The sequence below is a fragment of the Kitasatospora sp. NPDC096128 genome (genome assembly GCF_040303105.1).
Taxonomy (GTDB): domain Bacteria; phylum Actinomycetota; class Actinomycetes; order Streptomycetales; family Streptomycetaceae; genus Kitasatospora.
Genome location: NZ_JBEOSP010000012.1, coordinates 198,061 through 216,426, shown reverse-complemented (window position 1 = coordinate 216,426; position 18,366 = coordinate 198,061). Strand labels below are relative to the sequence as shown.

The window sequence follows — 18,366 nt, the reverse complement described above, 5'->3', positions numbered from 1 at the left end:
CCGTTGGCGGTCTGAAAATCACCCGTCACGCCCCTCTCCGCACCCACCCCCTCCACCGCCCCCTCCCGCAGCGCGTCCCTCTCGCCTGGGGCGGGGGAGGGGGTGGGGGGTGGTTGGGGTGGGTGGGGTGGTGCGGGTTGGGGCGGGGGAGGGGGGGAGGGGGTGGTGCGGGTGGGTGAGGTGGTCTGGGGTGGTGCGGGGTGGGTTGGTGTGGGTTTTGGGGGTGGGGCTGCCTGGTCAGTGGCGGTTTGTGCGTGGGTGTCCGGTCCAGTGGAGGAGTAGGAGGCTGGCCAGGGCGGCGAGGGCGCACCAGGTGGAGACGAAGGCGAGCCGCCAGAGCAGGGCGCAGGCGAGGGCGCCCGCTGCGGTGAGGAGGCCGAGCTGGCGGAGGAGGCGGTCGGGGCTGAGGAGGAGGGAACCGACGGTGGTGATGAGGTAGCCGGTGAGCAGCAGGGCGGGGTGCGGGATGCCGATGGAGTAGTCGAGGGTGTGGCCGTGCGGGGCGGCGGTCACCGGGTGGGTGGCGAGGGCGGTGGCGAGCGGGATCGCCACGGTTGCGCCGAGTGCGGCGAGGAGGGCCAGGCGGCGGTGGGCGGGGGCGGTCGGGTGTCCGGGTTCGCGGGCCGCGTACCAGACCCCGGTGGGGACCAGGACGGGCAGGAGCGGCAGGGCGATCACGGCCCAGGTGGTGCGGGCCGTCGCGGCGAGGGCGGAGGGCAGCTCGTCGTCCGTGCCGAGCCAGACCAGGGCCTCCACGAGTTGGTGGATGCCCAGCACCAGGGGGAGTGCGGCGAGCAGGAGGCGGTTCGGGTGCCCGGACCGGTGGGCGCGGACCAGGCAGGCCACGCCGGTGCCCGCGACCACCGTGCCGACCACGGCGTCCGCCGGGGCGCTCCAGCACATCGGGGGGGCCTACTCGTCCCGGCGGTTCGGGTCGGCGTCGTCCGAGGAGGGGTCCTCCGGTGGTGACCCGATGCTCTCCAGGGTGTCGCGCACGCTCCCGGGCATGGCCGGATGCCGGCCGATCACGATCACCCCGATCACGATCGCCACCAGCCCGGCCGCCTGCCAGGCCAGCGCCCCCGGGGTGACCCGCAGCCGGTCGCCGAGGAAGCCGACCGCGCAGGCGATCCCGGACAGCGGCTGGGCCGCGGTCAGGGCCGGCAGGGACATCCGCAGCGGGGCGGCCTCGAAGGCGCTCTGCACCAGCAGCAGCCCGACCACGCCGGCCACCACCACCGCGTACGGCTGCCAGGTGCGCAGCACCGCCGTGAGCCCGTCGTGGTCGAGGCGCTGGGTGGTGGTGCGGGTGAGCGCGTCCTGCAAGCCGTAGAGCAGTCCGGCGGCGAGGGCGAGCAGGGTGGCTTCCTCGAACAGGGGCAGCCGTCGGGCGAGCGTGACCAGCAGCAGGGTCAGCCCGACCACCGTGCCGACCACCAGCCAGTGGCGCAGCTCCCCGGCGGGCGCACCGCCGCCGGTGGGCTGCCCGGCCACGATGAACGCCGTCACCCCCAGGCCGAGCAGCAGCACCCCGGCCCAGCCGGAGCGGCCGAGGGTCTGACGGGTCAGCACCCGGGAGAGCGCCATGGCGAAGATCAGGTTGGTCGCCAGCAGCGGCTCGACCAGGGACACCTCGCCCTGGTTGAGCGCGAGCGCGGAGAGGAGCAGGCCGCTGACCATGAACCCGGTGCCGAGCAGCCACTCCGGCATCCGCATCAGGTCCAGCAGCAGGCGCCAGTGCAGCAGGTCGGCACGGGGGGCCCGCTGCGCCGCGTGCTGCTGGAGGACGAAGCCGAGTCCCAGACAGCAGGCCGCGCTCAGAGCGAGGAGGAAGACCGCCACGGAGGGACCACCAGGTTGTCGCTGCCCCGCGCCGCGCCGGCGGTTCCGGGGAGGGACGGCGGTCGCGGCGCGCTTCCGTCAGCGTACCGCCGGGGCGGCGGCCGGGCCGATCGGGCGCGGCCGTGGGGGCTGGGAGCGGGGGGTGGCCGCCGGGCTTGCCGGTACGGGCGGGGCGGGCGCACGCTGGTGTGAGCGGCCGCCACGGGCCCACCGTCCGGGCGGCCCGGACCGGCGCGACGGGGGTCTGCGCCAGGAGGTGTGGCCATGCACAATCAGTGGGACGTGGAGCTCAGCTTCGACGAAGACGGCGTGCACACGGTGTGCGACGCCAGGTTGACGGGCGCCCGGGCGCCGGGCCTGAGCGCGCACGGTGAGGCCGAGAAGAGCGCGGAGGACCGTCCGCTCGCCAGGATCGGCGAGGAGGTCGCGGCCTCCCGGGCCCTGGAGGAACTGTCCCGCAAGCTGCGGGCCCAGGCCACCGGGGAGATCGAGGACGAGGGGCACCGCCCGGGCTACCTGATCTACTGAGATCCGGCGCGGGCGCCCGGGGCGGTGGCGCGGGAACGACCGCCCCGGGGCCGGTCCGGCCGGGTCAGCTCCAGGGGTCGGCCGGCTGGTCGTCGATCGCGGTCCAGAACCGGGTGCCCACGGGGAGGATGCCGGTCGCCCAGAGCGACCAGCCCTCGCCGTCGTGGAACTCGGCCATCCGCCAGTCCCCTCCGAAGGTGTCCGCGCACAGCCCGTCGGCGACGTCGCGGCTGGTCAGGTCCGAGCCCGCGGTCGGGCCGGTCGCGGCGACCTCGCCGCCCGCCCAGCTGTGGAAGCCGGTGGCCGGGATGCCGTCCGGGGCCGGGCGGCCGTCCACCCGGATGCAGAGCACCGGCAGTTCGGTGCCGGGGTCGGTGTCGCCGAGGTACGGGTTGCTGGCGCTGTCGGTGCCGACGTGCACCGAGCTGCCGCGCTGCTCCAGGACCGTCCAGGTCAGCCCCAGGTGCGCGCCCGGCGAGGCGGCGGGCGTCGGGGTCGGCACGTCCGCGGCGGACGCACCGTTCGGGGCGACGGTCAGGGCGGCGAGCGCGAGCACCGCCGCGGGGGCGAGGCGTCGGAGGAACACGGCCATGGCTGCTCCAGGGGAGAGGCGTGGGAGTGGGGCGGCTGCGCGGCGACAGTGTGCCAGCGCCAAGTGTCCTCTGGGGCAAGAGACTTGAACGGTGGGTCGGTTTCCGGCCGCCGAATGCCGTGATGCTCCGTGCGCTACCGGAGCGGCGCCTCGGCGCGGCACAGCCGCGCGGCGGCCGAGCGGACCGAGTCCTCCCAGGCGAGGTACCGCTCGCTCGGTCCGTCCGTCAGGAGGTCGATCAGGTACTCGGGCCCGATGGCGTCGAGGAACTCCGCCTCGGCCCCGGTGCCACCCTCCATGGCGAGGAGCCAGACCTCGCCCGCCACGGTGGCCGGGGTGAGCTCCCCGGCCACCAGCCGGCCCGCCAAGTGGTGGATCAGGCAGCGCTCGGCCGTCCGCTCGTCGGGCAGGGCCGTGCCGAGCTCGGCCAGCGCTTCGCGGAAGACCTCGCGGGTGCCGTCGCCCCGGGCCCGGCCGGCCAGGTCCCGCAGGGCGGGGGAGTCGAAGCCTTCGACCAGCAGGTGGGCGGCCGCCATCGGAAGGTCCGCGGGATCGACGCGTCCGGCGACGTACTGCCAGGTCAGGGTCTGCAACTGGTCCACCCCGACATTGTGCCGAAGGCCGTCAGGTGCGCCACCGCAGGGCCCGGATCACGTCGTCCGGATCGCTCGCACCGTCGGTGCCGCTGGCCACCTCGTGGGCGCCCCGGCCGCCACGCCCCACCACACCCCGTTGAACGCCTCCACCACGACAGCAGGAAGTCGGCCGGGTCTACTTCTGGTACGGGCGGGTCAGGTGCGGCCCTGGGTGAGGAAGGTGAGGACCTGGTGGTTGACGGTTTCGGCGGCGGCTGTCGGCAGGGTGTGGTGGGAGACGTCGGGCACGGTGGTGACGGTGGCGTGGGGGAGGGCTCGGCGGGTGGCTTCTGCGGTGCGGTGGGGGTCGTGGGTGCGGGAGCGGGCGGCGTAGAGGGCGAGTACCGGGGTGGTGAGGGTGCTGAGCCGGGCGGCGGTGGGGCGGGGGCCGGTGATGACGGGGGAGGCGGGGAAGTCGGCGTACCCGAGGGCGTAGACCTCGCGCCAGTCGGGGTCCGGTCCGGGGCCGGGTCCGGATTCCCAGTCGAGGTAGGAGCGGGCCCGGTCCGGGGTGCGGCGGGGGAGGAAGAGGGGGAGGACGCGCAGGAGGTAGCCGGGGCGGAAGCCGGTGAAGCACTGGGTGGGGTCGAGGAGGGCGAGACGGCTGACCCGGGCGGGGGCGTGGAGTGCGTACTCGAGGGCGGTCCAGGCCCCGTAGGAGTGGCCGCAGAGGTCGGCTTCGCGCACGCCGAGGCCGTCGAGGACGGCGTCCAGCCAGCCGAGCAGGCCGGGGACGTTGCCGAGCGGGGTGCCGTCGTGGACGCTGCGCCCGGGGTCGCCGATGAGGTCGACGGCGAGGACGCGGTGGCCGGCTCCGGCCCAGGCGCCGGCGTTGGCGAACCACATGGCGGAGGTGGCGCCGCCGCCGTGGAGGAGGACGAGGGGGCGGCCGTCGGCGGGGCCGCAGGCGTTGACGCGGGTGGTGCCGTGGGCGGTCCGGACGGTGAGGGCTTCGACCGGGACGGGCCAGCGGGCGAGGAGGGTGTCGTAGGCGGCGAGGAAGGGGGAGGTGGTGCTGAGGTCGGACATCATGGGCCTCCGGGGGGCGTGGTGTGATCGCGTGCGGGATCACCGGCAGATCACTCGCTGGACAAGTATCTCGCCGAACGAGAGAATAGTGGCACGGGAGTGTCCGAGGAAGGACGACAGGGTGTCCGAGCTTGAGCAGTCGATGAGGCTGGTCCACCTGCTGCGCGGTCTGACGGTCGAACTCGACCTGTTCGGGGCCGAGTTCGCGACCCGTAGCGGTCTGCACCCGACCGATCTGCGGGCGCTGATCCACCTGTTGGACGCGGCCCGCGCCGGGGAGGTGGTCACCCCGGGGCGGCTCGGCGAGGCGCTCCGGCTGAACTCGGCCGGGACCACCGGTCTGGTCGACCGGCTGGAGCGGCTCGGCCTGATCCGCCGTGAGCGCGATCCGCGGGACCGGCGGAAGGTGCGGCTGGTGGTGGAGCAGCGCGCGATGGAGCTGGGCGAGGGCTTCTTCGGCGGGCTGATCGGCGACCTGGTCGCGGAGATGGGCCGGTTCGACCCGGCGGAGCTGGCGACGGCCCGCCGCTTCCTGGAGGCGATGACCTCCGTGGTGGCCGCCGCCCGGCAGGATCCCTAGGCGGGGCGCAGGGTCCAGGCGATCGCGGAGAGGGTGCCCATCGAGACCAGCGTCGACCAGAGCACCGTGTCCCGGGCGAGGTCGGTGCCCTGCCCGTACTCGCGGGCGTAGGTGTAGACGTTCTGGGCGGTCGGCAGGGCGGAGAACAGCACCACGGTGAGCAGTTGGTGGGTGGGCAGGTGGAGCACCGGGCCGGCCATGATCAGGGCGACGAGCGGCTGGACCAGGGTCTTCACCGCGACGGTCAGTCCGACCTCGGCGCGCAGCGATCGGCCTTCGGCGGCCGGGCGGTTGTGCAGTGACATGCCGAGGGCGACCAGGGCGGTGGGCACTCCGGCGGCGCCCAGCAGGTCGGCGGAGTGGTGGAGTTCGGCGGGCAGCCGCAGGCCGGTCGCGGAGGCGACGGCGCCGAGGGCGGTGGCGATCAGGACCGGGTTGCGCAGCGGCAGGGTGAGCAGGGCCCGGCGGCCGGCCGCGCCGCTGTCCAGGACGGTCAGCACGGCGGGGGTGACCACCAGGATCTGGAAGAGGACCACCGGGCCGACGAAGGAGGCGTCGCCGATGACCTGCATGGTCACCGGTATGCCGAGGTTGGCGGAGTTGACGTACCCGGAGGCCATCGCGCCGATCGCCAGTTCGCCGCGCTTGCGGCGGAACAGCAGCCGTCCGGCGAGCAGCCCGAGGGCGGTGGCGACGGTGGTGCCGGCCGCGAAGGCGAGCATCGACGGGTTGGCGAAGCTCCCCAGCGGGGTGCGGGAGATCATCAGGAACAGCGCGGCCGGCATCGCGACGTGGAAGACGAAGCGGGTCAGCACCAGCTCCGCCTGCGGTCCGAGCAGTCCGGCGCGGGCGACGACGTACCCGACCGCGGTGAGAGCCCAGATCGGGGCGAAGGCGGACAGCAGCGGGTGGAGGTCGGGCATGGTTCCTCGGATCGCTCGGACGGGTCTGCCGGGTGCGGCGGGGATCGCCCGCCGGAGGGCCCCGGACCACGGGCACCGCCAGAACCCCCCGAGGGAGTAAACCAGTGGCCGTCGAGGTGTTGATCAAGGGGTCCGGGCCCGCGGCGGCGTCGGGGGCGGACCTACGATGAGCGGATGGAGGACCAGTACCTGAGCCTGTCCGAGGTCGAGGCCGTCGCGCGCCGCGCCCACCGGGGGCAGCTGGACAAGAACGGTCACCCGTACGCCGAGCACATCGCGGCGGTCGCCGGCGGGACGGCGGCGCGCGGCGGCAGCGAGGCGCAGATCGCGGCGGGCTGGCTGCACGACACCGTCGAGGACGACCGGCTGAGCCGGGAGTGGCTGGCGGGGGCCGCGCTGCCGGAGGCGACCAAGGCGATCGTGGACGCGCTCACCCGGCGGCCCGAGGAGCCGGTGGAGGCGTACACCGCGCGCATCCTGGCCACGCCGGGCGCGCTGCTGGTCAAGCGCGCGGACCTGGCGCACAACTCCGACCCGGCCCGGCTGGCCGCGCTGGACCGGGCGACCGCCGAGCGGTTGGCCGCCAAGTACGCGCGGATGCGGGAGCTGCTGGGGCTCACCGGGGAGCTCTGAGGGCGTGGCCGCGGCTCGCGGGGCCCGGGAGGAGGCCGGCAGCGTCGGGCGGGGGGGAACGCACGGGAGGGCCCGGGCCACGCGGATCGCGCGGGCCCGGGCCCTCCTGGGTCACCCCGGTGGTCCCTGTCCGACCCCCGGGGTGAGGGGGGAGTGGTCAGGAGACGGGTGGAAGTTCGGTACGCCGGTGGTCGGTCGGCTTAGTACCAGTGGTGGTTCTGCCAGAAGGCCCAGGCGGCGTTCGGGCTGCCGTAGCGGGTGTTCATGTAGTCCAGCGCCCACTTGATCTGGGTGGCCGGGTTGGTCTTCCAGTCCGCACCGGCGGAGGCCATCTTGGAGGCCGGCAGCGCCTGGCCCAGGCCGTACGAGCCCGAGCTCGGGTTGGTCGCCGTGACGTTCCAGCCGGACTCGTGGGAGATGATCTGGCTGAACGAGGCCAGCTGGTTCGCCGGGACGATCTGGGCGGCGATGGCCTGCGGGGAGGCGGTGGCGGCGTTCGCGGTGGCGGGCAGGACACCCGCGCCCAGGGCGGTCAGACCAGCGGCGCCGGCGAGAATCGCGGCGGAAGTGCGCATGCGGAGCTTGAAAGTGGGCATGTAGAACAGGACCTCAATCAGGTTGGGCCGAGTCGTGCCCCACCCAGGACCACGGGCCGGACAGGGGCCGTTGCGGTTGTGGGGCGCGACTCGGCGGTAAGCCGTCGACCGGCGGGACAGGAGCCGGTGCGGCTGGCGACGAGAGCCATTGTTGGCAGACCGGATCGGCCGTCGCCAAGACCCCCTTGTTACGACGCACCGTCGTACCCGCGGCGGTGGCCGTGGATTCGAAGGGCTGCCCGGACGGGGCCGATCGGACGGGCTCCGAGTCGGGCGGGTGCGGGTCGGGCGTCGGTCCGGCGGCGACCGGCCCGGGGGCCGGGCGGGCACCCCGGATCACTACTAGGGCTCGTCGTAGCGGCTTTTCGCCTGTGAGCGCACTCACCGTTTGAGGGCGGCGTCAGTCACCCGACGATCCGGTCACAGCACTTTGGGTACTGACGATCTGTGCCCGGCGCCACAGGAATCGGTCACGCTCCGCAGTGGTTTCCGAGCCCGGGGTGATCCGGAGGTCACCGACGGTCGTCAAAGCCGCCGGGGATCACCGAAGGTCGCCGAGTCGCCGGTGCCGGAGGGCCCGGGCGGCCAGCCGGTCCGCCTCGCCGGCGGTCGACAGCGAGCCGAGCGCCGCCGCGACCGCCGCGCCCAGCCGCTCGCAGAAGGCCGCCGGCTCCTCGGCGGCGTCCGGCAGCTCGGGGACCACCTCGTCCACCAGCCCGACCGCCGCCAGCCGCCCGGCGCCGATGCCCTGCGCCCGGGCCAGCTCGGCGGCGTGGGCGCCGTCCCGGTGCACGATCGCCGAGGCGCCCTCCGGCGGCAGCGGCGCCAGCCAGGCGTGCCCGGCGGCCAGTACCCGGTCGGCCGGGAGCAGCGCCAGCGCGCCGCCGCCGGAACCCTGGCCGAGCAGGACCGCGAGGACGGGGGTGCGCAGCGCGAGCAGGGTGGTCAGGCAGTGCGCGATCTCGACCGCGATCCCCTCCAGCTCGGCCCGGGCAGACAGCTCGGCGCCCGCCGTGTCCACCACGGTGACCAACGGCAGGCCCAGTTGCTCGGCCAGGCGGGCGCTGCGCCGGACGGCCCGCAGGTCGGCGGCGGTGAAGGGGCGCTCGGGCCCGGCGCCCTGCCGCTGCTGGCCGACGACCAGGGCGGGGCGGCCGCCGAGCACGGCGAGCGCGCGGACCAGGGCGCCCTCGCGGCCGCCGGGGGCATCCAGCAGCACCAGCTCCTCGGCGGTGCGGCGCAGCAGCTCACGGGTGCCGGGGCGGTCGGGGCGGCGGGTGCGGCGGACGGAGTCCCAGGGGTCCGGGGGCGTGGTCCCGGCGGGCTCCTCGGGGGTGCCCTTGCCGGGGAGAGGGGTGCCCCGGTGGAGGGGGGTGCCCTGATAAGGGGGAGGGGTGCTGCCGAGGACGGCGAGTGTGCGGCGGAGCAGCTCGCGCAGTTCCTGCGGCGGGACCACGGCGTCCACCAGCCCGTGCCCGGCCAGGGTCTCGGCCCGCTGGACGTCCGGCGGCAGCTCCACCCCGCGCAGTTCCTCGTAGACCCGGGGGCCGAGGAAGCCGAGCCGGGCGCCCGGCTCGGCGAAGACCAGCTGGCCGAGGGTGCCCCAGGAGGCGAAGACCCCGCCCATGGTCGGGTTGCGCAGGTAGGTGAGGTAGGGGAGGCCGGCCGCGCGGTGCGCCTGGACGGCGGCGGTGATCCGGAGCATGCAGAGGAAGGCCGCCGAGCCCTCCTGCATCCTGGTGCCGCCGGAGACCGGCAGGGCGATCAGCGGGAGGCGTTCGGCGGTGGCGCGTTCGACGGCCCGGGTGATCCGTTCGGCGGTGGCGACGCCGATGGAGCCGCCGAGGAAGCGGAACTCGGAGGCGATCAGGGCGACCGGCCGGCCGTCGATCAGGCCGAGGCCGGTGAGTACGGCCTCGTCCAGGCCGGTGCGGTCGCGGGCCCGGTCGAGCGAGGCGCGGTAGTCGGGGTCGGCGGGCGGGGCCGGTGTCGGTCCGTCCCAGCTCCGGAAGCCGCCCGGGTCGACCAGCAGGCCGATCAGCTGGTGGGCGGTCGGCGAGGCGCCCGCCCCCGTACTGGTGCCCGTGCCCGCGTGCCTGTCCATGTCCACCCCGTCAGAGATCGTTCCCGCCCGACCCGGTGCGCCACTCTATGCGGCGCGGACGGGGTGTTGTGGGAGGGCTGTGAAGGTGTGAGCGGGGCGACAGCGGCCCACGCGATCAGTTCGACGGCGGTCGACCCATGGACGGTCCGGGCGGTTCGTGGACGGCCCCGGAGGAGCGGCCTCCGGGGCCGACGTACGCATGAAGTCGCTGGTGGGACAAGTGAGTTACCCGCCGGTAAAAAGTTGATTCAGGCCTTCCGGAGTTGTCCGTGGCTCGCCACACTGATGGGCATGACTCGCACTCTACGCGCGTGGAAGACCCGCGCCGCCGCCATCACCGCCGTCGCCATGATGACCCTCGCTCCCGTCGCCGTCGCCACCGACGCGCACGCCGACGTGAGCGGCACCGTGTGCCTGACCGCGCTTCCGCCGGAGGCCACCGACACCCTGAACCTGATCGCCTCGGACGGGCCGTTCCCGTACTCGCAGGACGGCGTGGTGTTCCAGAACAGAGAGAGCGTCCTGCCCAGCCAGTCGTACGGGTACTACCACGAGTACACCGTCATCACCCCGGGCGCGCCGACGCGCGGTGCCCGGCGGATCATCACCGGCCAGCAGAGCCAGGAGGACTACTACACCGGCGACCACTACGCCACGTTCTCCCTGATCGACCAGACCTGCTGATCCGTCCCGGTGAGCCCGCGGCCCCGGCGGCTCCTCCCGCCGGGGCCGCGGGCTCACCGGGAGCGGTGTCACAGCTCGGACGCCCCCCAGCCGCCCACCGTCGGTTCGCCCCCACCCGCAGCACGCCCGGGCGCCGGCCGTCGGGCCGGTGAGCGCCCGGGCAGTCGCGCGGTTGCTAGGGTCTGCCCATGGCACCGAGCAGCGCGAACCCTCCGGGACGGCTCCGGCGCGACGCCCAGCGCAACCGCGACCTGCTGCTCGCCGCCGCCCGCGGGATGTTCTCCCGGCAGGGCCTCGACGTCCCGCTGGACCAGATCGCCAAGGAGGCCGGGGTCGGCAACGCCACCCTCTACCGGCACTTCCCGACCCGCGAGGCGCTGATCGCCGAGGTCTTCGCGGACGCCGGAGCCGGGCTCGCCGAAGCCGGGCGGGAGGCGCTCGCCGCCGAGGACGCCTGGACCGGCCTCGAGGAGTACTTCGGGCGGATCTTCGCGCTCGTCGCCGCCGACCGCGGCATCAACGACCTGGTCACCCAGGCCATCCCGAGCATCCCCGGCATGCTCGAGATCAGCCGCGGGCACGCCGTCACCGTCGGCGCCCTGATCGCCCGCGCCCAGGAGCAGGGCACCATGCGGCGCGACGTGGTCACCATGGACCTGCTCTTCCTGCTCGGCCCGCTCTGCCGCGCCCTGCCCGCCACCACCGAACTGCGCCCCGACCTCTGGCGCCGCTACCTCGCCCTGCTGCTGGACGGCTTCCGCACCCAGGCCACCCACCCGCTGCCCGTCCCGCCGATCGGCGAGGAGCACCTGGACCGGATGTTCGCCGACCTGTGGGAGGCGGAGGCCCCCGAGGCCTGACCGCGCCCTCCCTCCCCGGCCCTCCTGTCGGCATCAGGGACGCGTACGGAACACCGGGCGGCGCGTCAGAGCCGTGTCAACGGGCTCGGCCGGCCGTCGCGGACCGTTTTTGCTGGGGTGACGCGCCGCGGAGCGCGGCGCGGTGGAACGACAGCAGGCGCGGACGGGCGCGGACGACGCGGGCGGAGAGACGGGGGCGGGCCATGACGGACACGGGTGCGGACGGTGCCGACGACGGCCGGATCGTGGTCGGCGTCAGTGGCTCGCTCGGCAGTCTCGCCGCCCTGCACCGCGCGGTGGCCGAGGCCCGGCGGACGGACGCCGAGGTGCTCGCGGTGCTGTGCTGGACCCCGCCGGGCGAGGAGCTCGGCTACCGCCGCTCGGTCTGCCCGCCCGTGGTCGGCGCCGGTCGCGACGCCGCCGTCGCCCGGCTGCGGCGGGCACTCGACGAGGCCTTCGCCGGACGCCACGCCGGGGCCCGGCTGCGCTGCCAGGCCGTGCGCGGCGACACCGCCTACACCCTGGTGCGCTGCGCGGACCGGCCCGGGGACGTCCTGGTGCTCGGCGCGGGCCGGGAGCGGAGCCGCCTCTCCCGGCTGATCCGGCCGTCGGTCACCGCCTACTGCGTCCGGCACGCGACCTGCCCGGTGCTCACCGTGCCGCGCCCGGCGTTGCAGCGGGACCTGGAGGCGCTGGAGCGCGGCTCCGGGCTGCGCGACCTGGTCGCGGGCAACTAGCCTTCAGGACAAGGTGGTCGGGCGGCGACTCATCGGGGACGACCAGCAGGGACAGCCGCCCTCCCGGATCGTCTAGCGGAGCCCGGCCGCCCGGGCGAGGACGGCGGCGGTCTGCCGCCCGGCCGCCAGGGCGGCGGGGTCGGTGGCGGGCACGCAGCGGCGGGCCCCGGGGTCGTAGACGGTCATCACCACGCCGGCGTGGTCGGTGGGGAGTTCGAGCAGCTCGACCGTCGACATGTGCTTGGTCAGAGCAGCGCTCAGCTGGTGGGTCGGCTCGGCGGGCACCACCTCGTCGGCCGTGCCCAGCACCAGCAGGACGGGCACCGGGGACCGGCCCGCCGCCAGCTGCTCGAGCGGGCTGTCGCCGGTGGTGGTCGCCGGGCGGCCGTACGCGGAGGCGATGCCGACGGCGGCGGTGGGGCGCAGCTCGGCCGCGGTGTCCGGGTGGGTGGCCACCGCGACGGCCTCCCGGCCGCCGAGCGACCAGCCGGCCAGTACGAAGCGGTCCGGATCCCCGCCGTACCCGGCGGCGTTGCGCCGGGCGAAGGCCAGCGAGGCGAGCAGGTCGGCGCGGCCGCCGTCGGCCAGGTCGGGGCGCCAGTCCGGAACGAGGACCAACAGGCCCAGCCCGGCGGCCTCCTGGGCGAGGGTGTGCAGCACGTCGCGCTCGTCGGGGCCCGAGCCGTGCCAGAGCAGGACGACGGGGGCGGGCCCGGAGGTGGCGGTGGAGGTGGGGCGGTGGACGTCCAACAGCCGTCCGTCCGCGTACGGAACGGTCTCCGGTCGAGCGGTCGCCATGCCGGGTTCGCCTCCGATTGGGTTCGTGATCACGGGGCTGCTACTGTACTTCCTGTCGCGAGGGAGATGATCTCTCGTCAGGCGTCAGCGGTGCTACCAGAGCACGTCCTACTTTCAGTAGGAAGAGTCCGTGCGATCCGGGCCTGGCGCTCCAATGTCGGACGGGGTCCGGCGCCTTCACGGGTGCCGGGCCCCGTCCGCGTTCCTGGGCCGTGACCGGGTGGACCGGGGTGGGTCGCGGTGATCGGCCGTGGTTCGTCGCACGGTCGTTGAGCTGCTAGTATTCCTTCTGTCGCGAGGGAGTTGATTCCTCGTCAGGCGTCAGCGGTGCTACCAGAGCACGTCCTACTTTCAGTAGGAAGAGTCCGTGCGATCCGGGCCTGGCGCTCCAAAGTCGGACGGGGTCCGGCGCCTTCACGGGTGCCGGGCCCCGTCCGCGTTTCCGGCTGTGGGGGCGGGAGTTCAGGACGGCTGACGGTCGGAGCCCAGTTCGCGGGAGATCCGCAGGCCGGCCTGGGCGACGACCGGGCCGAGGGCGCGGACCCGGGCGGCCGTCATCCGGGAGGTGAGGCCGGAGACGGAGAGGGCCGCCGTCACCTCGCCGGTGTGGTCGAAGATCGGTGCGGCCACGCACCGCACCTCGGGCTCGTTCTCCCGGTCGTCGATCGAGTAGCCGCGGGCGCGGATCCGGGCGAGGTCGGCACGCAGCCGGGGCTCGTCCGCGATGGTCCAGGCGGTGACCGGGCGCAGTCCGGCCTCGACCACTTCGGTGACCGCCTCCTCGGGCAGCCAGGCGAGGATCGCCTTTCCGGTGGCGGTGCAGTAGGCGGGCGCCCGGCTGCCGACCCGGGAGGCCATCCGGACGTTGGTCTCGTCCTCGACCTTGTCCAGGTAGACGATGCCGGGTGCCTGCCAGACGGTCAGGTGGACGGTCTCACCGGCCTCGCGCTGGAGCCGGCGCAGGTGTTCGGCGGCGACGCTGCGCAGGTCGAGGGTGGTCAGGTAGGCCTGGCCGAGCCGGAGCGAGCCGTGGCCGAGGCGGAACCAGCCGGTCTCGCGGTCCCGTTCGAGCAGGTGCTCGTCGAGCAGCGGGCCGGCCAGCCGGAGCACGGTGCTCTTGTTGAGGCCCAGCGCGTCCGCGAGTTGGGCGAGCGGGACGCCGCGCCCGTCGCCGTGGTCCCGGACGTGGCCGAGGACGGCGAGCGCGCGGCGCAGCGAGGAGGACTGGTTGCGTTCGGTCGTCGGCTTCGACCCGGGCGCGGGAGCTGCCGCGGGCGCGGGCTCCGCTGAGGCCGACTCTGTCGGGGCCGACTCTGCTGCTGAGCTGGGCTTCTTGGGTGACGTCTCCGTCATGGGTCCGTTCCCTGGTCCGGTTCCGCTGGTGTTCCCCCGCGCGTCGGCGGCGGTTGTCAGAAACTACCCCTTCGGGTCCGGAACGGCGCATCCTCGATACAACGTTGTGCAGTGCAAAACTTCGTGAACGGCCTCTTGTTGGGGCCGATCGCCCCCGCCTAACGTCCCTGCCATCGAGCAGGCGGCGTCGCCCACCCGAGGCGCTGCGCCCTGCCGTCCACCCCACCACTCACCCACCATCGGCCCCGGTCAGGGCCTGCTTCGACGCGCCCGTCCCCGGCGGAGCACGTCTCGGCGGCAGCTGTCGGGAGGGGAGGTCTCCACCCATGCGACTCATGCCGCGACTCACCGGTCGGGCCGCCGCGGCCGTCGTGCTCGCCGCCGGCTGCCTCGCCGCCACCGCCTGCGCTCCGGGCACCGCCGCGCCGGTCGGCGACCGGGCCGCCGACGACCGCACCGGCACGCTCCAGGTGTGGCTGTACAACGAGGCGGGCAACGCGGCCAAGGAGGCCGTGGTGGCCAGGGCCGTCAACGAGTTCCACGCCTCCCACCAGGGCGTCACCGTCAAGGTCGGCTACATCGACACCGACGCTTCGGCCCGCGCCGCCAAGATGAAGGGAGCCTTCAACGACCCCAACAGCGCTCCCGACCTGGTCGAGTTCGGCAACACCGACCTGCCCGGCTACGTCGCCGCCGGCGGACTGGCGGAGATCGGCGCCGAGTTGGACAAGTGGCAGGACAAGGGGGACCTCGACCCGGCGATCGCGAAGACCGCGGTGGTCGACGGCAGGACCTACGGACTGCCGTGGTGGGTGGGCGTGCGCGCCCTGTACTACCGCACCGACCTGTTCACCGAGGCCGGGCTCAACCCGCCCGCCTCGTACGCCGAACTGGTCGAGGCCGGCCGGAGGATCCACGCCGCGCACCCGGACACCTACGGCATCGCGGTCGGCGGCAAGTACACCTACGGCGCGCTGCCGTTCGTCTGGGACGCGGGCGGTGACCTCGCCGCCGCGAACGGCTCCACCTTCAAGGCCGCCATCGACTCGCCCGCCGCGCAGGCCGGGATCAAGCGCTACACCGACCTGTTCGGCCCGGACGGCTGCCCCGCCCAGCAGTGCGCGGACCTGACGGGCGGCAAGACCGTCGACCTGTTCGCGGCCGGCAAGTCGGCGATGGCGATCCTGGTCAACTCCAACCGCAGCAAGGTGGACGCGGGCCCGGTCAAGGGCAAGTACGGCGTGGTGCCGCTGCCCGGGGAGAAGGCCGGCTCGATCGCCCCCGCCTTCGCGGGCGGTAACCATCTCGGGGTGATGAAGGCGGCCAAGCACCGCACGCTGGCGGTGGAGTTCGCCGAGCTGCTGGCGAGCCCGTCGTACCAGGAGCAGATGTACGACGCGATGGGCAACCTGCCGACGCTCAAGTCCGTCAGCGGCAGGGTCGGGGCGAAGGACGCCTTCCTGAAGCCGTTCACCGACACCATCGCGGCCGGCACCCGCTTCGTGCCGCTCGACCAGGCGTGGGCGCAGATCGACGCCCAGGCGGTGATCCCGACCATGCTGCAGCAGGTCGTCACCGGCAAGGCGGACGTGGCGAAGGCCTCCGCCGACGCCGCGGCGCAGATCAACTCGGCCTTCGCCGCGCGCTGACCCCGCGCATTGACGCCGTGCGTGCTGACCCGCCGCGCGCACGGACCCGCCGAGCGCACCGACCCGCCGAGCAGAGAGCAGGTCCCGCACGTGTCCGCATCCACCACGACCGCCCCGTCGGCGCCGGCCTCCCCGCAGCGGCGCCGTGGCGGCAGGGCGCCGGCCGCACCCCCGGGCGGCCGGCGCCGACGGCCCCCGCTGCTGCTCCTGCCGGCCGCGGTCATCCTGATCCCGCTGGTGGCCTACCCGATCTACCAGCTCGGCCTGTTGTCCGTGCTGGACTTCGGGCAGGCCCAGGCCTCCGGCGGCGCCCCGACCTCCTTCGTCGGCCTCGGCAACTACGCCAAGATCCTTGAGGACGGCCAGTTCTGGACGGTGCTGTTGCAGACGGTCGGCTTCGCCGCCTTCTGCGTGGTCGCCACGCTGGCCGTCGGCGCGACCCTCGCGGTGCTGCTGACCAGGGTCGGCCGCTGGCCGCGGCTGGTGCTGACCACGGCGGCGATGGCCGCCTGGGCGGCGCCCGCGATGACCGGTTCGACGGTGTGGAGCTTCCTGTTCGACACCAACCTCGGGCTGGTCAACCACACCCTGGTGCGGCTCGGGCTGAGCGGCTTCCACGAGTTCAACTGGTTCTACGACAAGTGGACGGCGTTCCTGATCGTCGGCGCCGTGGTGGTCTGGCACTCCTACCCGTTCGTGATGGTCACCCTCTACGCCGGCATCCGCGCGATCCCGGAGGAGGTCATGGAGGCCGCCGCCCTGGACGGCGCCGGCACCTGGACCACCTTCCGCCGGATCACCGCGCCGATGCTGCGGCCGATCCTGACCATCGTGGTGATCCAGTCGGTGATCTGGGACTTCAAGGTCTTCACCCAGATCTATGTGATGACCGAGGGCGGCGGCATCGCCGGCCAGAACCTGGTGCTCAACGTGTACGCGTACCAGAAGGCCTTCGCCTCCTCGCAGTACGGGCTGGGCGCGGCGATCGGCGTGATCATGCTGCTGGTCCTGGTGATCCCGACGGTCCTGTACATCCGCACCCTGCGACGGACGGGGAACGAACTGTGAACTCCCGTACGCGGTGGCGGCTCGCCGCGAACGCCGGCGCGGTGCTGCTGGCCGTGGTCACCGCCTTCCCGATCTTCTGGATGGCGCTCTCGGCCTTCAAGCCCAAGGGCGAGGTGCAGTCGCTCGACCCGAGGCCCTGGACCGCCCACCCGACGCTGGAGAGCTTCCGTCAGGTGCTCAGCGTGGACGGCTTCGGCCGGTACTTCGTGAACAGCCTGGTGGTCGCACTGTCGGTGGTGGTGCTGTCGGGGGTGGTGGTGTTCCTGGCGGCCGTGGCGGTGACCCGGTTCAGGTTCCGGTTCCGTACCACGATCATGGTGATGTTCCTGATCGCCCAGATGATCCCGGTCGAGGCGCTGACCATCCCGCTGTTCTTCATGTTCCGTGACGCCGGCCGGTTCGCGCCGGGCCTCGGGCTGAACACCCTGGCCTCGCTGGTGCTGGTGCAGTTGGCGTTCTCGCTGCCGTTCGGGATCTGGATGATGCGCGGCTTCGTCGCGGCCGTTCCGGTCTCGATCGAGGAGGCCGCCCAGATCGACGGGGCGAGCCGGACCCGCATCCTGTGGCGGATCCTGCTGCCGCTGGTGGCCCCGGGCCTCGCCGCGACCAGCGTGTTCTCCTTCATCGCGGCCTGGAACGACTTCGTCTTCGCGAAGACCTTCATCATCAGCGCCACCCAGAACCAGACGCTGCCCTCCGCGCTGCTGGTGTTCTTCAAGCCGGACGAGAACGACTGGGGCGGGATCATGGCGGCGTCCACGCTGATGACGGTGCCGGTGCTGGTGTTCTTCATCGCGGTGCAGCGCAAGCTGGTGTCCGGGCTGGCGGGCGCGGTCAAGGACTGATGCCGGGCGGCGCCCTGGTGAGCGCACGCCTCGGACTGCCCGGCAGGCGAGGCCGGGTGGCCTTTCCGAAGCCGGGGACAGATCGGTACACCGCTGGTACACCAGCGGTGTACGATCTCGCTATGGCTGATGCGACGATCAAGGTCTCCCCTGATACGCGTGACCGTTTGGCCGCCCTCGCTGTGGCCCGCGGCACCACGATCGGTGCCCAGGTGGCCCTGCTGGTGGAGGCGCAGCCCACGGCGGAGCAGATCGCGGAGCGCGTCGCCGAGGGCCGTCGGCTGTTGCGGGAGCATTTCGGGATGACCCTTTCCGACGCGGAGCTGGACGAGGGCCCGGACCTGCTGCAGCGGGTGTACGAGATCGCCGCGGCGGACGCCCGTGCCAAGGTCGCCCCCCGGCGCAGCGCGTGATCATCCTGGATTCCAGTGCCCTGTCCGCACTGGCTGCCGGTCATCCGCGTCTGCACCGGATCGTGGACTCCGCCCTGCAGAGCCCGTTCCAGCATCTGCTGGTCCCGGTGCTGTGCGTGGTCGAGGCGGAGGTCAAGGGCGAGGGCGCCGCGCACGCGGTGATGGCTCTGCCCGCGCTGGAGTTCGAGCCGCTGGACGCGAGCACCGCCGTGGTGGTGGCGACGATGGTCCGTGACGGCTACGGAGGTGCGGATCTGGCGCATGCGATCACCACGAGTCTGCCGACGCCGGTGCGGCCGCTACAGCACCTGATCCTGACGGCCCGCCCGGAGCTGTATCCGCCCGGGATCGCCACTGTGGACATCGACGACTCCCGCCTGGAGCCGTAGGCGCCGCGGGTCACCGCGAAGGGCATCGGCGGCCCGGCAATGGTCGGGCACCTCGTACGGCTCCCGGCGATCCGCCCCCCGGACGGCGGCCGGGGGAGCGGCAAACGG

Annotated in this window: 21 protein-coding genes; 11 read left to right on the top strand and 10 right to left on the bottom strand. The window is 73.8% G+C overall.

Translation table 11 applies throughout. The features are described from left to right. Positions 1-237: 237 nt before the first annotated feature. Both ABTY61_RS16600 and ABTY61_RS16595 read right to left on the bottom strand, forming a co-directional pair. A complete protein-coding gene (locus tag ABTY61_RS16600) occupies positions 238-903 on the bottom strand; it encodes a DUF6629 family protein (RefSeq protein ID WP_350505693.1) in 666 nt (221 codons plus the stop codon). Between the two features lie 9 nt (positions 904-912). Then, positions 913-1,842 carry a DMT family transporter gene (locus ABTY61_RS16595; RefSeq protein ID WP_350505692.1) on the bottom strand — a complete coding sequence of 310 codons (930 nt, stop codon included), beginning with the start codon at positions 1,840-1,842 and terminating at the stop codon, positions 913-915. A 264-nt stretch (positions 1,843-2,106) separates the two neighbouring features. Between ABTY61_RS16595 and ABTY61_RS16590 the strand changes: the two genes are divergently transcribed. Continuing rightward, positions 2,107-2,370 carry a dsRBD fold-containing protein gene (locus tag ABTY61_RS16590; RefSeq protein ID WP_188302898.1) on the top strand — a complete coding sequence of 88 codons (264 nt, stop codon included), beginning with the start codon at positions 2,107-2,109 and terminating at the stop codon, positions 2,368-2,370. A 64-nt stretch (positions 2,371-2,434) separates the two neighbouring features. Here the strand turns inward: ABTY61_RS16590 and ABTY61_RS16585 are convergent, their stop codons facing one another. The 3 genes from ABTY61_RS16585 to ABTY61_RS16575 all read right to left on the bottom strand — a co-directional run bounded on the left by ABTY61_RS16585 (position 2,435) and on the right by ABTY61_RS16575 (position 4,626). Then, the gene (locus ABTY61_RS16585) at positions 2,435-2,962 is read right to left on the bottom strand and encodes a hypothetical protein (RefSeq protein ID WP_350505691.1); all 528 of its coding nucleotides are present in this window, start codon (positions 2,960-2,962) and stop codon (positions 2,435-2,437) included. 134 nt (positions 2,963-3,096) lie between these two features. Then, positions 3,097-3,564: a hypothetical protein gene (locus tag ABTY61_RS16580; protein WP_350505690.1), complete on the bottom strand. Its 468-nt coding sequence runs from the start codon at positions 3,562-3,564 to the stop codon at positions 3,097-3,099. A 189-nt stretch (positions 3,565-3,753) separates the two neighbouring features. Further along, positions 3,754-4,626, bottom strand: coding sequence for an alpha/beta fold hydrolase (locus ABTY61_RS16575; RefSeq protein ID WP_350505689.1), 873 nt, complete (start codon positions 4,624-4,626; stop codon positions 3,754-3,756). Between the two features lie 142 nt (positions 4,627-4,768). Between ABTY61_RS16575 and ABTY61_RS16570 the strand changes: the two genes are divergently transcribed. Beyond that, positions 4,769-5,206: a MarR family transcriptional regulator gene (locus tag ABTY61_RS16570; RefSeq protein ID WP_350505704.1), complete on the top strand. Its 438-nt coding sequence runs from the start codon at positions 4,769-4,771 to the stop codon at positions 5,204-5,206. Here ABTY61_RS16570 and ABTY61_RS16565 read toward each other — a convergent pair. Then, the gene (locus ABTY61_RS16565) at positions 5,203-6,129 is read right to left on the bottom strand and encodes an AEC family transporter (RefSeq protein WP_350505688.1); all 927 of its coding nucleotides are present in this window, start codon (positions 6,127-6,129) and stop codon (positions 5,203-5,205) included. The two genes, ABTY61_RS16570 and ABTY61_RS16565, sit on opposite strands and share 4 nt — an antisense overlap. A 174-nt stretch (positions 6,130-6,303) precedes the next feature. On the opposite strand from ABTY61_RS16565, the gene ABTY61_RS16560 reads away from it, so the two are divergent. Continuing rightward, positions 6,304-6,762 (top strand): HD domain-containing protein, encoded by a 459-nt coding sequence (locus ABTY61_RS16560; protein ID WP_350505687.1) that lies wholly within the window; start codon positions 6,304-6,306, stop codon positions 6,760-6,762. 200 nt (positions 6,763-6,962) lie between these two features. Here ABTY61_RS16560 and ABTY61_RS16555 read toward each other — a convergent pair whose 3' ends face one another. Both ABTY61_RS16555 and ABTY61_RS16550 read right to left on the bottom strand, forming a co-directional pair. Next, positions 6,963-7,337, bottom strand: a complete 375-nt coding sequence (locus tag ABTY61_RS16555) for an aggregation-promoting factor C-terminal-like domain-containing protein (protein ID WP_350505686.1) — start codon at positions 7,335-7,337, stop codon at positions 6,963-6,965. Between the two features lie 562 nt (positions 7,338-7,899). Then, positions 7,900-9,462, bottom strand: coding sequence for a carboxyl transferase domain-containing protein (locus ABTY61_RS16550; protein ID WP_350505685.1), 1,563 nt, complete (start codon positions 9,460-9,462; stop codon positions 7,900-7,902). Positions 9,463-9,753: 291 nt separating this feature from the next. Between ABTY61_RS16550 and ABTY61_RS16545 the strand changes: the two genes are divergently transcribed. From ABTY61_RS16545 to ABTY61_RS16535, 3 genes are all read left to right on the top strand, one after another. Then, complete coding sequence (locus ABTY61_RS16545; RefSeq protein ID WP_502895330.1) at positions 9,754-10,146, top strand: ribonuclease; 393 nt, start codon at positions 9,754-9,756, stop codon at positions 10,144-10,146. A 188-nt stretch (positions 10,147-10,334) separates the two neighbouring features. Next, positions 10,335-11,006: a TetR/AcrR family transcriptional regulator gene (locus ABTY61_RS16540; protein WP_350505684.1), complete on the top strand. Its 672-nt coding sequence runs from the start codon at positions 10,335-10,337 to the stop codon at positions 11,004-11,006. A 203-nt stretch (positions 11,007-11,209) separates the two neighbouring features. Continuing rightward, positions 11,210-11,743, top strand: coding sequence for a universal stress protein (locus tag ABTY61_RS16535; protein WP_350505683.1), 534 nt, complete (start codon positions 11,210-11,212; stop codon positions 11,741-11,743). A gap of 72 nt (positions 11,744-11,815) precedes the next feature. Here the strand turns inward: ABTY61_RS16535 and ABTY61_RS16530 are convergent, their stop codons facing one another. Together ABTY61_RS16530 and ABTY61_RS16525 are read right to left on the bottom strand one after the other, a co-directional pair. Then, positions 11,816-12,541: an alpha/beta hydrolase family protein gene (locus tag ABTY61_RS16530; RefSeq protein WP_350505682.1), complete on the bottom strand. Its 726-nt coding sequence runs from the start codon at positions 12,539-12,541 to the stop codon at positions 11,816-11,818. 462 nt (positions 12,542-13,003) lie between these two features. Further along, the gene (locus tag ABTY61_RS16525) at positions 13,004-13,894 is read right to left on the bottom strand and encodes an IclR family transcriptional regulator (protein WP_350505681.1); all 891 of its coding nucleotides are present in this window, start codon (positions 13,892-13,894) and stop codon (positions 13,004-13,006) included. Positions 13,895-14,220: 326 nt separating this feature from the next. On the opposite strand from ABTY61_RS16525, the gene ABTY61_RS16520 reads away from it, so the two are divergent. The 5 genes from ABTY61_RS16520 (at position 14,221) to ABTY61_RS16500 (ending at position 18,258) form a co-directional block, all read left to right on the top strand. Beyond that, positions 14,221-15,543 (top strand): extracellular solute-binding protein, encoded by a 1,323-nt coding sequence (locus ABTY61_RS16520; RefSeq protein ID WP_350505680.1) that lies wholly within the window; start codon positions 14,221-14,223, stop codon positions 15,541-15,543. A 90-nt stretch (positions 15,544-15,633) separates the two neighbouring features. After that, positions 15,634-16,611: a carbohydrate ABC transporter permease gene (locus ABTY61_RS16515; RefSeq protein WP_350505679.1), complete on the top strand. Its 978-nt coding sequence runs from the start codon at positions 15,634-15,636 to the stop codon at positions 16,609-16,611. Beyond that, positions 16,608-17,456, top strand: a complete 849-nt coding sequence (locus tag ABTY61_RS16510; protein WP_350505678.1) for a carbohydrate ABC transporter permease — start codon at positions 16,608-16,610, stop codon at positions 17,454-17,456. The genes ABTY61_RS16515 and ABTY61_RS16510 overlap by 4 nt, the downstream gene beginning before the upstream one ends. Before the next feature lie 122 nt (positions 17,457-17,578). Then, entirely contained in the window at positions 17,579-17,869 is a 291-nt protein-coding gene (locus ABTY61_RS16505) for a hypothetical protein (RefSeq protein ID WP_350505677.1), read from the top strand. Continuing rightward, positions 17,866-18,258: a PIN domain-containing protein gene (locus ABTY61_RS16500; protein ID WP_350505676.1), complete on the top strand. Its 393-nt coding sequence runs from the start codon at positions 17,866-17,868 to the stop codon at positions 18,256-18,258. The genes ABTY61_RS16505 and ABTY61_RS16500 overlap by 4 nt, the downstream gene beginning before the upstream one ends. Positions 18,259-18,366 lie beyond the last annotated feature (108 nt).